This window comes from Alloyangia pacifica (genome assembly GCF_900116195.1).
Classification (GTDB): domain Bacteria; phylum Pseudomonadota; class Alphaproteobacteria; order Rhodobacterales; family Rhodobacteraceae; genus Salipiger; species Salipiger pacificus.
In genome coordinates this window covers 262,967-275,451 of the sequence record NZ_FOZW01000002.1, presented here as the reverse complement: position 1 = coordinate 275,451, position 12,485 = coordinate 262,967, and the positions used below count along the sequence as shown (strand labels likewise).

Sequence of the window (12,485 nt, the reverse complement as noted above, 5' to 3'; positions counted from 1 at the left end):
GGAGGGGGTGACCGGCGGCCCCCGCAAAAGGGGGCACCAAAAGGCCCGCCGCGGACGCGGCAAGACCCGGCCCGCCCCGAGGGGCACCAACAGGAGAGAAAAGCAATGACCAAGACCCTTCTTCGCACCGGCGCCGCGCTCGTCGCGCTGACCGCAGCGATGCCGGCCATGGCCGAAGAGATCACGATGATCGTCTGCGGCGACAACATGAACCCGGTTCAGCAGAAGTACATCGACCAGTGGGAAGCCGAGAACGAGGGCTGGACCGTCGCCCCCGAGGTTGTCGGCTGGGGCCAGTGCCAGGACAAGGTGACCACGCTCGCCGTCGCCGGCACCCCCGTGGGTCTCGCCTACGTCGGATCGCGCACTCTCAAGGAATTCGCCGAATTCGGCCTGATCGAGCCGATCCCTATGAGCGACGAGGAAAAGGCTTCCTACTTCCCCAACGTGGTCGACACGGTGACCTACCAGGGCGAACAATGGGGCGTTCCGGTCGCCTTCTCGACCAAGGCCTTCTACTGGAACAAGGACCTCTTCAAGGAAGCCGGTCTTGACCCGGAAACCCCGCCCAAGACCTGGGCCGAGGTCATCGACGCCGCCAAGGCGGTCACCGAGAATACCGACAGCGCCGGGTTCGGCCTCGTCGCCAAGACCTTCGACAACACCATGCACCAGTTCCTGCACTGGGTGTACACCAACAACGGCCAGGTGGTTGATGACGAGGGCAACATCGTCCTGAACTCGCCGCAGAACCTCGAGGCGCTGGAAGCCTACAAGACGCTGGTCCCCTACTCCGAGGAAGGCCCGACCGCCTACGAGCAGAACGAGGTCCGCGCGATCTTCCTCGACGGCGGCGTTTCCATGATGCACGCCTCGATCAGCGCGGTCTCGCGCCTGCAGGACACCGACATCGACTGGGGCGTGGCCAACCTGCCGCTCGGCCCGGAAGCCGAGGGCCCCGGCACGCTGCTGATCACCGACAGCCTCGCCGTCTTCTCGGGCTCCGGCTACGAGGAAAAGGCCATCGAGCTGGCGAAGTTCCTCACCGCGCCGGAAGCGCAGGAAGAGTATGACCTCGCCGAAGGCCTGACCCCGCTGCGCCCCTCCGCCAACATCGACGCGCTGGTCGCGGAGAACCCCTACTGGGCGCCCTACATCGACGGCATCGAGTTCGGTGGCCCGGAGCCGCTCTTCACCGACTACCGCGGCTTCCAGAACATCATGATCGAGATGGTCCAATCCGTGGTGACCGGCCAGGCGGAACCGGCCGACGCGCTGGCCAAGGCCGACGCGGCCCTCAAGGAACTCGAGTGATCCGAACCCGCAAGGGTTCTCATGGTCCGGACCCTCGGGTCCGGACCGCTTGATTAGGAAAGGAATCTCCCTTGGGACAGCTTGCCCTGAGCGGTGTGAAGAAGCGCTTCAACAAATTTGAGGTCATCCACGGGATCGACCTCGACATCCGGGATGGCGAATTCGTCGTCTTCGTCGGCCCCTCGGGCTGCGGCAAGTCCACCCTGCTGCGGATGATCTGCGGGCTGGAGGAGATCACCGAAGGCGAGTGCACGATCGACGGCCAGCGCGTCAACGATCTGCCCCCCGTCAAGCGTGGCATCGCCATGGTGTTCCAGAGCTACGCGCTTTACCCGCATATGTCGGTCTTCGAGAACATCGCCTTTCCGCTGCGCGTCGAGAGGCTGCCCGAGGCCGAGATCAAGGACCGCGTGATGCGCGCCGCCCGCGTCCTGCAACTGGAAAGCCGGCTGCAGCAGAAACCCGGCAACCTCTCGGGCGGCCAGCGCCAGCGTGTCGCCATCGGCCGTGCGATCGTGCGTGAGCCCTCGATCTTCCTCTTCGACGAGCCGCTGTCGAACCTCGACGCCGCGCTGCGCGCCGAAATGCGCATCGAGCTGACCGCGCTGCACCAGAAGCTCAAGGCGACGATGATCTACGTTACCCACGACCAGGTGGAGGCGATGACCATGGCCGACCGGATCGTTGTGCTCGACGGCGGCAACATCAGCCAGGTCGGCGCGCCGCTGGAACTCTACCACAAGCCCGACAACCTCTTCGTGGCGGGCTTCATCGGCAACCCGCGGATGAACTTCATCCCCGGCACCTGCACCGCTGTCGGCCCCGAGGGTGCTACGGTGCATCTCGTCACCGGCGGCACGATCACCGTGCCGGTCGAGGCACCGCTGGGGCTGCGAGGCACGCAGATCACGCTGGGCATCCGCCCGGAGCACCTGAGCCAGACCTCAGGGGATGTGTCGATCGAGGTGGTGCCGACCGTCGTCGAGCGGCTCGGCGTGAACACCGTGGCCTACGCGGAACTGGAGCACGTCGGCACGGTCTCGGCACTGCTGCCCGGCGCCTCCGAGGTCGCCCCGGAGGTGCCCGCCACCCTGTCCTTCGTCGCCGCCGACTGCCACCTCTTCGACGCCGAGGGCACCGCGCTCCCGCGCAGGGTCGACAGCGCCATGCCGATCCCGGACGCGGCCACCGCCTAGGAACAGGTATGCCGTCCAGTTCTTGTGGGCCGGACACGGAGACAGCAAAGCCCCCGCTCGATCAGCGGGGGCTTTGGCTTTCAGGTATCCAGCGGTGCCGCAATCGCTAGAGCAGCAGCCCGAGCCGCGCCAGGGTCTGCCGCGACTGGCGGCAGAGCGCCTCGTTCCTGCCGCCGCGATAATAGCTCAACGCGATGACCGCCCCGTAGAGCGCCCAGCCCCGGGCCCGCTGCCAAACCACATCATCCACATCCAGCGCGTCTCGAAAGTCCTCGCGGGCAGAGGGCGCCACCCAGGACCATGCGGCCGCAAGGTCTACGGCCGGATCCCCGATTGCCGCCAACCCCCAGTCTATGACGCCGCAGAGAGTGCCATCCCGGGCAATCAGGTTGTCCGCCTTGAGATCGCCGTGCAGCCAGACCGGCGGCCCGCGGAACGCCGCGATGCAGGCGTCTTCCCAGAGTTGACGGGCGGGCGCAGCGTCGATCTCGTCGGCCAGCAGGTCGATGCAATCGCGCGTCACCGGGCTCAAGTCCCGAAGTGCCACGCCGCGCCTGTGATTGCTCTCGCCGGCACGCGGCGCGGCCCGCGTGTCCTGCCTCTGCAAAGCGCCAAGGAAGGCAGCCAGCTGCCGCGCCGCCTCAGGCCAGTCGGCAATCGCCCCCGGCGAGGCGATACCGCCCTCCATCCAGTCGAGGACGGCGAAATCGGGCACCGAGACCCCGTCCCCCCGCCCGCGGAACCTGAGGTGCGGCACCTCCAGCGGCAGGCCGCCGAGGCGCGGCAGCCAGTCCATCTCCTTTGCCAGAAGACCCTCCGCCGAGGGCCTGCGCGGCACCCGGACGCAAAGGTGCTCGCCCAGCCGGTAGATCGCGTTGTCGGTCCCCGAGGAGGCAAGCCGGCGCAGCGGCAGCTCGGTCCAGCCCGGGGCCTGCGCGTGCAGCAGGCGCGCGAGGGTGGCATCGTCAATGGCAAACTCGTCCGGACGCACCATCGTGCCGCCTCTCTCGCGCAGAGCACCGGCAGGTGTGCTCCGACTACCCACGCTCTGCGCGGGCCCTCACCAGACGGTGCTGCGCGCCGCCACCTCGAGCACCCGCGTGACAACCGCGCCGTCGTGGAACACCATCCGGTCAAAGAGATTGGTGACCACGCAGGTGTGGTTGGGAATGACCCGCAGCACGTCGCCGACCTTTGGCCCCTCACCCTCGATGTCCGAGAGGTCCACCACGCCATGCTCCTCCGACAGCCCGGTGATCCGCGCGCCGGGGTATTCGACGATGAGCCCGTGGTCCTCGAACCCCAGCAGGTCGGAGGTCAGCGCCTTCGATCCCGCGTCGATCACCGCCCGGTCCGGCGTCGGGCGCGAGACCACGGTGACGAGGATGTGCATGGCGCAGTCGTCAAGGCTGGCATGTCCCGCCCGCACCATGGCGCGGTCGTTGTAGACATAGGTCCCGGCACGGTGTTCGGTGGCCGAGGGGATATCTCCGGCGGCGAAGAAGTCCGGCGTACCGCCGACCGTCACCACCGGGCACTCAAGGCTCGCCTCGTCCAGCAGCGCCTTGGCTCCGGTCACGAAAGCCTCGACCGCCACTGCCCCTCCCGGGGCCGGGTAGGTCATCAGCCCGCCGAAGCGCAGCCCTTCGGTCGCCGCGATCTCGCCTGCCAGCGCCGCCGCCGCCTCGGGTGTCTGCACGCCGCACCGCTTGCCCCCCGTATCGCATTCGACCAGCACCGTGAGCGGCTCTTCGGCTCCGAAGGTCGCGGCAAGCCCGGCCACCACTTCGGAGCTGTCCGCCGTCACCGACAGATGCCCGACCTTCGTGTTCAGCGCCTTGAGCCGCGCCAGCCGCGCGGCCCCGAGGATGTTGTAGGTGATCAGTATGTCGTCGAAGCCCGCCGCGGCGAAGACCTCTGCCTCTGTCACCTTCTGGCAGTTGATCCCCACCGCACCCGCCTCGATCTGCGCGCGCGCCACCTCCGGCAGCTTGTGGGTCTTGATATGCGGCCGGAAGGCCCGGCCGAGGCTATTCATATGTGCCTGAGCGCGCGCGATGTTGGCGGCCATGCGCGCTTCGTCGATAACCGGCAGCGGGGTCAGAAGCTCGGTGAGCGGCGTGCCGGGGGCGGGCCAGATGTTCGCGATCTCCGGCATCAGTGCCCCCCATAGGGCAGGTAGCCCACGAAGCCGGCGATCTTCCAGCCGTCCGCCGTCTCGCGGCAGGTATAGAGCGTCTGCCACAGCAGCCGATCCTCGCCGCCATCGGCGCGCTTGATCGTGCCATCGAACTTCTTGCGCACCAGCGCGACCGGCCCGTCGATCTCGATCTCCTCGAGTTTCGTCGCCCGGAAGATGCCCGCGCGCTGATCCTCGGCATAGTCGGTCTTCTGCCCCTCGGCGGCCTGCCGCAGCCATTCGTCGCGATAGGCATCGAGCGAGCCGAAGGAGAGCCCCCAGTTCTGCGGATCGGGATCGAAGTTGCCGTTCATCCCGATGAAGTTCTCGGAGATGAAATCGCCTTCGATCATCCCCCAGTCGGCACCGATGAAGGCATCGATGTCGCGCGGCACCAGCATCTCCCAGATGGCATGACGGGCGCTGTCTTCCGGCGCGAAGGGGTTCTGCATCGGATCACGCATTTCTGCGGCCTCTTCTGTTGTTGTGTTGCAAATTTTTTTCGTGTTCGAGCGAAAACTCTGGTTACTTTTCTAGGCCCATGCCAGAGTGTCAACGAAAATAAGAAAATGATTTTCGGTTCCGGGGTGTTTTCAACCATGGCCGGCGACCGACGAAACTGCCGGAGGGGACGGGCCATGGATATCTTTGCCACGCTGATGCAGGAGGGGCTGAAGCTCTCGCAATCCGAGCAGCGGATCGCCGATCTGGTGCTGAAGGATATCGACTTTGCCACCAATGCCTCGATAACCGACCTCGCCGCAAGGGCCGAAGTGTCGCCGCCGACGGTGACCCGCTTCTGCCGCCGTCTCGGCTGCAACTCCTTTTCCGACTTCAAGGTGACGCTGGCCAAATCCTCTTACGTCGGGCTGCGCTACCTGCGCCCCGAGGCGCGTTCCTCCACGCCCTCCGAGGTCGCAGAGGACATCGTGACCAAGGCCCAGAAGGCGCTGTTCATGATGCATGATGCGCTCGACATGGCGGCGATGGAGCGCGCTGCCGAAACCCTCGCACGGGCCGAGATGATCTATGCCTTCGGCTCTGGCGGCAATTCCTCGATGATCGTCAACGAGCTGCAGAACCGGCTGTTCCGGCTCGGCAAGCGGATCACCTCCACCACCGACCACGGCATGCAGATGATGCAGGCCTCGGCGGTGACGCCGCACGACGTGGTGATCGGCTCGTCCTTCTCGGGGCGCAACGCCGAGCTGGTCCGCGCCTTCGAACTCGCCCGCGACCAGGGGGCAAAGACCATCGCGCTGACGCAATCCACCTCTCCCGTGGCCGAGGCTGCGGACGTGGTGCTTTCGGTCGACCTGCCCGAGGGCGAGAACATCTTCCGCCCCACGTCGACCCGCTACGCCATGCTGGCAGTGGTCGACATCCTCGCCAACCTTGTCGCCTACACCAACCGCACCGAGAGCGCCGCCACCCTGCGCCGGATCAAGGAGAGCCTGATCCGCCACCGCGACGGCGACGACCGGCAGCTTCTGGGCGACTGAGCCCCCTCCCCAAGAGGTCGCGCCAAAGCGGCCCCCTCCGCAACGCCAGACCAACAGGCCAGACCACCATGACCACGAAGAAACGGATTGCCGTCGGCGGCATCCATACCGAATGCTCGACCTACAACCCGGTGCTCATTCGCGCAGAGGATTTCGCCGTGATGCGCGGCGACGCGCTGACCGCCTCGGACTATTTCGCCTTCCTGCAGCAGGACGACGTGGAGATCCTGCCGCTGTTGCACGCCCGCGCCGTGCCCGGCGGTCCGGTGGACCGCGCCGCCTACGAGGGCTTCAAGTCCGACCTGCTGTCCCGGCTCGAGGCGGCGCTGCCGCTCGATGGGGTCTACCTCGCCATGCATGGCGCGATGCATGTGGACGGTATGTGGGACGCCGAGGGCGACTGGATCAAGGCGGTGCGCGATCTCGTCGGCCCCGAGGTGCCGATCTCGGTCAGCTACGACCTGCATGGCAATGTCAGCCAGCGGATCATCGACCAGATCGACATGTTCGCCGCCTATCGCACCGCGCCGCATATCGACGTGGCCGAGACCATGGGGCGCGCCTGGGAGATGCTGCTGCGCTGCCTGCGCAGCGGCGAGCGCCCCTTCGTCACCTGGGCGAAGATCCCGGTGCTGATGCCCGGCGAGCGCTCCTCGACCGAGGATGAGCCGGCGAAATCGCTCTACGCCGCCCTGCCCGGCCATGACACGCGCCCCGGCATCTGGTCCGCCGACCAGATGGTCGGCTACGTCTGGGCGGACGAGCCGCGCGGCACCGCCGCCGCCATCGTCACCGGCACCGACGCCGCCGAGGCCGAGGCCGTGGCGACCGAGCTGGCGCAGGCCTACTGGGACGCGCGCGGCGGTTTCGCCTTCGGCCCGGTGACCGGCCCGCTGGACGAGATGCTGGAGATTGCGGCCAATGCGGGCACCGCGCCGGTGATCCTCGCCGAGAGCGGCGACAACCCCACCGGCGGCGGAGTCGGTGACAACGGGCTGGTGCTGAAAGCGCTGATCGCGCGCGACTGGCAGGATGCGCTGATCGCCGGGATCACCGACCCCGAGGCCGTCGCCGCCTGTTTCGCAGCAGGCACCGGTGCCGAGCTGGAACTGACCGTGGGCGCGAAGCTCGACCCGGCGGGCGAGAGCGCCACTGCGCGCTTCACCGTGGTCAATCTCGTGGAGGGTGCGGGCGGCGCCTTTGCCCAGGCAGTGGTGAAGACCGGTGGCATCACCCTCGTGCTCGCGGCTCGACGCAGGCCCTACCACAATTTCGAAGACTTCGAACTGCTCGGACTCGATCCGCGCAAGGTCGGCCTGCTGGTGGTGAAGTCGGGCTACCTGTCCCCGGACCTCGCGCCGATCGCCAACCCGAACCTCATGGCGCTGACCGATGGCGTGGTGAACCAGGACATCCCGCGGCTCGAGAGCCACCACCGCGCGCCGGGCATCTACCCCTGGGACCTGGAGGCGACATTCACCCCGGCTCCGACCCGCTCTGCCCGCGCGTGACCTCCTAAGAACACATATCCCCAGACGCGGCGTGTAAATGCGCCGCGTCAAAGCACGACCGCATTGCCGCGACCTGCGGGCCGCCCACCTCCGAGAGCCCGATGTTCGACATTCTCAAATCCCTCAACGCCTCGAAAGGCCTGCGCGCCTGCGCCGCGGCGGTCTTCTGCTGCGGCATCGCGGCGGCCTCGACCGCGCCCTACAAGTCGGTGGTGGCGATCCGCGAGCTGGGGCTGTCGGACGCCGCCTTCTCGGCGCTCACCCTCTGCGCGGCGGTCATCAACGTGATCGCCTCGATCTACCTCGGCACGCTGGCGGACCGCGACACCGGTTACCGCAAGCTCCTGATGTGGCTCGCCGCCGTCGGCATCGCCGGATACGGCGCGATCTTCCTCTTCCCGCATCCGGCGGTCTTCGTGCTCGCACTGCTGCTGCCGGTGTCGATCTTCAACGGGCTGGTGCCCATGCTCTTTGCCGCCGGGCGCGTATTCTCCGAGGGGCTGCCCGCCGCCGACCGCGCCGCCATGTCCTCGGCCCTGCGCGGCATGGTCTCGGCGGCCTGGATCCTCGTGCCGGGGGTGCTGGGCTTTGCGCTGGCAGGACGCGGCTCGATGCTGCCGGCCTTCCTCGTGGCGGCGCTCGCAGCGACGGCGGTGCTCATCGTGCTGAAGCTAACCATGCCGCGCGGTGGCAGCGGCGATCCCGCAAGGCGGCCGCCGAAAGTCTCGCTGCTCGGCGCCTTCGGACTGCTCGCGCGCCCTTCGGTGGCACTGCGCGTCCTCGGCACCGCCGCGATCACCTCCGCCATCCACGTGCATGCCGCCGTCATGCCGCTGATCATGACCGGGCGGGCCGGGGGCACCACCGGTGACGTCGGGATCGCGGTGGGCATCGTTGCGGGGATGGAATTGGTCTTCCTGCTCGCCTGGGCACGGGTCACCCGCTACATCTCGACGGTCACCACACTGGCCATCGCCATGGCGCTCTACACCGGCTACCTCGGCACCATTGCCATGGCCTCCTCGCCCGGCATGATCATCGCGGGGGCCTTCCTCGGCGGCACCGCTGCCTCGGCGCTGATCACCCTGCCGCTGGGCTACCTGCAGGAGCTGATCGCCGACCGCCCCGGCCTTTCGGCCTCGCTCATCTCGCTGAACCTGTTTCTCGCAGGAGCCATCGCCGCCGGGCTTTTCGGCCTCGGCACCAGCATCGGCAGCTATGCCACCGTCGCGGCCATGGGGATTGTGGTCGGGCTTGCCGGGGCGCTGGGGCTCGTGGCACTGGAACGCTGGCGGCCGATCCATTGATCCAACCCGAAGGAGCCGAAATGACCCGCATTCTGGAGATTTGCGTCGACAGCCCCGACGGGCTGGCTGCCGCCATCGAGGGCGGCGCGGACCGGATCGAGCTGTGCTCGGCGCTGGCACTCGGCGGGCTGACGCCGACGGCGGGGCTGATCGCGCTTGCGGCGCGCGCGCCTGTCCCTGTCATGGCGATGATCCGCCCCCGCGCCGGGGGCTTTGACTGGAACGCAGACGAGGTCACGGCCATGGAGGTGGAGATTGCCGCCGTCGCGCGCGCCGGACTCGCAGGCGTGGTGATCGGCGCAACGCGCAGCGAGCCAGGCGGTGTAACGCTCGACCTAGCCGTCATGCGGCGGCTGGTGAGCACGGCGCGGGGCCTCGACATCACCCTTCACCGCTGCATCGACCTCATGGAAGACCCTCTGACCGCGATAGATCAGGCGGCCGATCTCGGGGCTTCTCGCATCCTCAGCTCGGGCGGCGCCGCATCGGCCACCGAGGGGCTCGCCCGACTGCGGCAGATGACGGCCCACGCTGCTGGCCGGATCGCCATCATGCCCGGGGCCGGCGTCTCCGCCGCCACCCTGCCCGCGCTGATCGAAGCGCTGGACCCGGCCGAGGTTCATGCCTCGGCCTCGCATCCGGACCCCGGGACAGGCGCCATCGCCCGCTTCGGCTTCCAGCCCGAGGGCGCACGGCGCACGGATGCGGCCACGGTGGCCGGGCTGAAGCGGCTTCTCCGGACATGACAAGGGCGGCCCCGAGGCCGCCCTTCACGGAACCGAACCGCGCCGCCCCCTACTCGGGGTGCACGTCGAGATAGTAGTCGATCAGCTCCAGCTCGCTGGCCGCCGCCCGGTCGAGCACCAGCGTCGCATGGCGGTGCATCTGCAGCACGCTGCCCGGCCAGCGCGCCGAGACCGGACCCTCGATCACCTGCGCCACCGCCCGCGCCTTGGCCGCGCCGGTGGCCACCAGAAGCACCTCACGCGCCCGCATGATCGTGCCGATGCCCATGGTGATCGCCAGCCGTGGCGGCTCGTCGCCGTCCGGGAAATAGCGGCTGTTGGCCTCACGGGTGGAGCGCTCCAGCGTCTTCAGCCGGGTGATCGACGTGAGGCTGGAAGTCGGCTCGTTGAACCCGATATGGCCATTCAGCCCGAGCCCGAGCAGCTGCAGGTCGATGTCCCCCGCCGCGACGATGGCGGCCTCGTAGCGCGCCGCCTCGGCCTCCGGATCCGCCGCCTCGCCCATGGGCAGATGCGCCGCGCCGGGGGCGATGTCGATCTGGTCAAAGAGCTTTTCGGCCATGTACCGGCGATAGGAGCAGGGGTGATCCCCGGCCAGCCCGACGTATTCGTCGAGATTGAAACTCGACGCCCCGGCAAAGGAGGCGCTGCCCGCCCGGTGCAGGGCGATCAACCGTTCGTAGACGGCCTCCATCGTGCCGCCCGTAGCGAGGCCCAGCACCGACCCGGGCTTCGCGGTCACCTGCGCGGCAATGATCTCCGCCGCGCGTTCGGCCGCCGCTGCCGCATCCTCAAGAATCAGGATTTTCACCGCCGATCAGCCCTTCAGCGGGCAATAGGCGACCACGTCCATCTCGACCTTGGCATCAACCATCAGCGGCGACTCGACGGTCGACCGGGCCGGCGGGTGAATGCTGAAGTGCTTCTTGAAGACCGCGTTGAATGAGGAGAAGTCGCGTGCGTCGTCGAGCCAGACACCGACCTTCACCACGTGCTCCATGCCGCAGCCCGCCAGCGCCAGAACCTCCTTGATGTTCTCGATCACCACCTCGGTCTGCACGGCGATATTGCCCACGACCACTTCGCCGTCGCGCGTCGGCACCTGCCCCGAGACGAAGACGAAATCGCCGGCGCGCACCGCCTTGGAAAAAGGCCGCTCCTGGCCGCCGGCCTGGGCGTCAGCCACATCGAGACGTTGGATACCGGGAATGGTCATGTCGGGGACTCCACGAAATTGATTTTCTTTTTTCTGGCGGTATTGGCGCGAATAGGCAATAGATTCCTCCGGAACGGCACGATTTTCTGAAATTGATTTTCGGACCAACCCTAGACAAATCATGCTGACGGACCAGCCGACCTGCGGCCGGACCGGCAGAATCCGCGCCCTCTGGCGCAATAGATCATCCGATCTCGCCCCTCCCGCGAGCCCATGCACAAGGACCACATCGCTCCATGACAGCCACCGCCCCTACCTCGCCCCCCTTTGCACGGATCAGCCTCAAGTGGAGCATGATCGAAACACCCGAGTTGAGCATCGCCGACACTTTCGCCATGCTGGCCGATCTCGGCTATGACGGGGTCGAGATCGACGGCCCGACCGACCTGCCGCTCATGGAGGTGAAAGCAGCCAGCGCCGCGACCGGGGTTGCGCTGCCCGGGGTGATCAACTCGCGGCACTGGAGCCACCCGCTGTCTTCGCCTGACGCGGACATCCGCGCCGCAGGGGTGCAAGGCATGATCGAAGCGCTGGAAACCGCCGAGACCATCGGCGCCGACACGGTGCTGCTGGTGCCCGGCGCGGTGGGTCCCGAGGTCAGCTACGCCGCCGCCTGGGAGAGGGCGATCGCGGGGCTCGAACTGCTGCTGCCCCATGCCGAGCGCACCGGCGTGCGCATCGCCATCGAGAACGTGTGGAACAACTTCCTGCTCAGCCCGCTGGAGGCGGCGGCCTTCATCGACCGTTTCGACCATCCCCTGCTGGGCTGGTACCTCGACGTCGGAAATATCCTGCGCAATGGCTATCCGACCGACTGGATCGAGGTTCTGGGCGAGCGCATCTGCCGCGTCGATCTCAAGGAATACAGCCGCACCAAGATGGATGCCGAGGGCCCATGGAAGGGTTTCGATGTCGAACTTGGTGACGGGGATTGTGACTGGGCGTCGGTGAACGCGGCGCTGCGCGCGATCGGTTACAGCGGCTGGGCCTCGGTCGAGGTTCCCGGCGGTGGTCGCGAGAGGCTGGCAGACATCCGTGCCCGGGTCGAAGACTTGCGGAGCCTCTGAGCAGCCTCTGCGCGGTGAGGGCCCTTGCCACAAAAAAGCGCCGCATCAAGGCGGCGCTGTCGGCGGGTTCCCGGGCCCGGAATACCGGACCCGGGGTGTTCCCTTATTTATCTGTAGGTGTGATCACGACGGTCGTGCGGATCTCGTAGGGCAGGATCACGATCTCATGCACTTCGGGATCGTCGCCGCCGCTCATCGAAATCTGCTTTGCCGCCTCGCAGATATTCTCCTTGGCTTCGGTCACCGAGGAAGCACGCTCTTCCGCTGCCTTGGCGATTTCATCTGCAATAGTGATCACGAAGTCCACACAGGACACCTGCGTGACGTTCGCGAAGGCTGCGCTGGACGACATGACAAGCGCCATAGAAATAACGGAAATTTTCGTCAAGTTCATCTCAAATACTCCAGATTAATATGAATCGAAGGTTACATAGAGGCACTTCAACT

13 protein-coding genes are annotated in these 12,485 nt (G+C 67.1%); 7 read left to right on the top strand and 6 right to left on the bottom strand.

The features are described from left to right. Nucleotides 1-105 precede the first annotated feature (105 nt). Nucleotides 106-1,314 carry an ABC transporter substrate-binding protein gene (locus tag BM397_RS05745; RefSeq protein ID WP_092419601.1) on the top strand — a complete coding sequence of 403 codons (1,209 nt, stop codon included), beginning with the start codon at nucleotides 106-108 and terminating at the stop codon, nucleotides 1,312-1,314. Nucleotides 1,315-1,385: 71 nt separating this feature from the next. Continuing rightward, nucleotides 1,386-2,510: an ABC transporter ATP-binding protein gene (locus BM397_RS05740; protein WP_092419598.1), complete on the top strand. Its 1,125-nt coding sequence runs from the start codon at nucleotides 1,386-1,388 to the stop codon at nucleotides 2,508-2,510. A gap of 106 nt (nucleotides 2,511-2,616) precedes the next feature. Here the strand turns inward: BM397_RS05740 and BM397_RS05735 are convergent, their stop codons facing one another. From BM397_RS05735 to BM397_RS05725, 3 genes are all read right to left on the bottom strand, one after another. Continuing rightward, nucleotides 2,617-3,504 carry an aminoglycoside phosphotransferase family protein gene (locus BM397_RS05735; RefSeq protein ID WP_092419595.1) on the bottom strand — a complete coding sequence of 296 codons (888 nt, stop codon included), beginning with the start codon at nucleotides 3,502-3,504 and terminating at the stop codon, nucleotides 2,617-2,619. 66 nt (nucleotides 3,505-3,570) lie between these two features. Beyond that, nucleotides 3,571-4,668: a D-TA family PLP-dependent enzyme gene (locus BM397_RS05730; RefSeq protein WP_092419592.1), complete on the bottom strand. Its 1,098-nt coding sequence runs from the start codon at nucleotides 4,666-4,668 to the stop codon at nucleotides 3,571-3,573. Next, entirely contained in the window at nucleotides 4,668-5,153 is a 486-nt protein-coding gene (locus tag BM397_RS05725) for a hypothetical protein (RefSeq protein ID WP_092419589.1), read from the bottom strand. Before BM397_RS05725 ends, BM397_RS05730 begins: the two co-directional genes overlap by 1 nt. Before the next feature lie 174 nt (nucleotides 5,154-5,327). Here BM397_RS05725 and BM397_RS05720 point away from each other — a divergent pair, with 174 nt between their 5' ends. The 4 genes from BM397_RS05720 to BM397_RS05705 all read left to right on the top strand — a co-directional run bounded on the left by BM397_RS05720 (nucleotide 5,328) and on the right by BM397_RS05705 (nucleotide 9,755). Next, nucleotides 5,328-6,191 (top strand): MurR/RpiR family transcriptional regulator, encoded by an 864-nt coding sequence (locus BM397_RS05720; RefSeq protein WP_092419586.1) that lies wholly within the window; start codon nucleotides 5,328-5,330, stop codon nucleotides 6,189-6,191. A 68-nt stretch (nucleotides 6,192-6,259) separates the two neighbouring features. Beyond that, nucleotides 6,260-7,702, top strand: coding sequence for a M81 family metallopeptidase (locus BM397_RS05715; RefSeq protein ID WP_092419583.1), 1,443 nt, complete (start codon nucleotides 6,260-6,262; stop codon nucleotides 7,700-7,702). Between the two features lie 101 nt (nucleotides 7,703-7,803). Continuing rightward, nucleotides 7,804-9,009 (top strand): MFS transporter, encoded by a 1,206-nt coding sequence (locus BM397_RS05710; RefSeq protein WP_092419580.1) that lies wholly within the window; start codon nucleotides 7,804-7,806, stop codon nucleotides 9,007-9,009. Between the two features lie 20 nt (nucleotides 9,010-9,029). Further along, nucleotides 9,030-9,755: a copper homeostasis protein CutC gene (locus tag BM397_RS05705; RefSeq protein ID WP_092419577.1), complete on the top strand. Its 726-nt coding sequence runs from the start codon at nucleotides 9,030-9,032 to the stop codon at nucleotides 9,753-9,755. A 49-nt stretch (nucleotides 9,756-9,804) separates the two neighbouring features. Here BM397_RS05705 and nagB read toward each other — a convergent pair whose 3' ends face one another. After that, nucleotides 9,805-10,566 carry a glucosamine-6-phosphate deaminase gene (nagB, locus tag BM397_RS05700; RefSeq protein WP_092419575.1) on the bottom strand — a complete coding sequence of 254 codons (762 nt, stop codon included), beginning with the start codon at nucleotides 10,564-10,566 and terminating at the stop codon, nucleotides 9,805-9,807. A gap of 6 nt (nucleotides 10,567-10,572) precedes the next feature. Next, entirely contained in the window at nucleotides 10,573-10,971 is a 399-nt protein-coding gene (locus tag BM397_RS05695; RefSeq protein WP_092419572.1) for a RidA family protein, read from the bottom strand. 236 nt (nucleotides 10,972-11,207) lie between these two features. On the opposite strand from BM397_RS05695, the gene BM397_RS05690 reads away from it, so the two are divergent. Then, entirely contained in the window at nucleotides 11,208-12,038 is an 831-nt protein-coding gene (locus BM397_RS05690; protein ID WP_218124837.1) for a sugar phosphate isomerase/epimerase family protein, read from the top strand. A 103-nt stretch (nucleotides 12,039-12,141) separates the two neighbouring features. Here the strand turns inward: BM397_RS05690 and BM397_RS05685 are convergent, their stop codons facing one another. Continuing rightward, a complete protein-coding gene (locus tag BM397_RS05685) occupies nucleotides 12,142-12,432 on the bottom strand; it encodes a hypothetical protein (RefSeq protein ID WP_143015328.1) in 291 nt (96 codons plus the stop codon). Nucleotides 12,433-12,485: the final 53 nt, after the last annotated feature.

Coding starts and splice junctions, on each gene's coding strand:
- BM397_RS05745 (WP_092419601.1), top strand. CDS start 106: ATGACCAAGACCCTTCTTCGCACCGGCGCCGCGCTCGTCGCGCTGACC.
- BM397_RS05735 (WP_092419595.1), bottom strand. CDS start 3,504: ATGGTGCGTCCGGACGAGTTTGCCATTGACGATGCCACCCTCGCGCGC.
- BM397_RS05730 (WP_092419592.1), bottom strand. CDS start 4,668: ATGCCGGAGATCGCGAACATCTGGCCCGCCCCCGGCACGCCGCTCACC.
- BM397_RS05725 (WP_092419589.1), bottom strand. CDS start 5,153: ATGCGTGATCCGATGCAGAACCCCTTCGCGCCGGAAGACAGCGCCCGT.
- BM397_RS05720 (WP_092419586.1), top strand. CDS start 5,328: ATGGATATCTTTGCCACGCTGATGCAGGAGGGGCTGAAGCTCTCGCAA.
- BM397_RS05715 (WP_092419583.1), top strand. CDS start 6,260: ATGACCACGAAGAAACGGATTGCCGTCGGCGGCATCCATACCGAATGC.
- BM397_RS05710 (WP_092419580.1), top strand. CDS start 7,804: ATGTTCGACATTCTCAAATCCCTCAACGCCTCGAAAGGCCTGCGCGCC.
- BM397_RS05705 (WP_092419577.1), top strand. CDS start 9,030: ATGACCCGCATTCTGGAGATTTGCGTCGACAGCCCCGACGGGCTGGCT.
- BM397_RS05695 (WP_092419572.1), bottom strand. CDS start 10,971: ATGACCATTCCCGGTATCCAACGTCTCGATGTGGCTGACGCCCAGGCC.
- BM397_RS05690 (WP_218124837.1), top strand. CDS start 11,208: ATGACAGCCACCGCCCCTACCTCGCCCCCCTTTGCACGGATCAGCCTC.
- BM397_RS05685 (WP_143015328.1), bottom strand. CDS start 12,432: ATGAACTTGACGAAAATTTCCGTTATTTCTATGGCGCTTGTCATGTCG.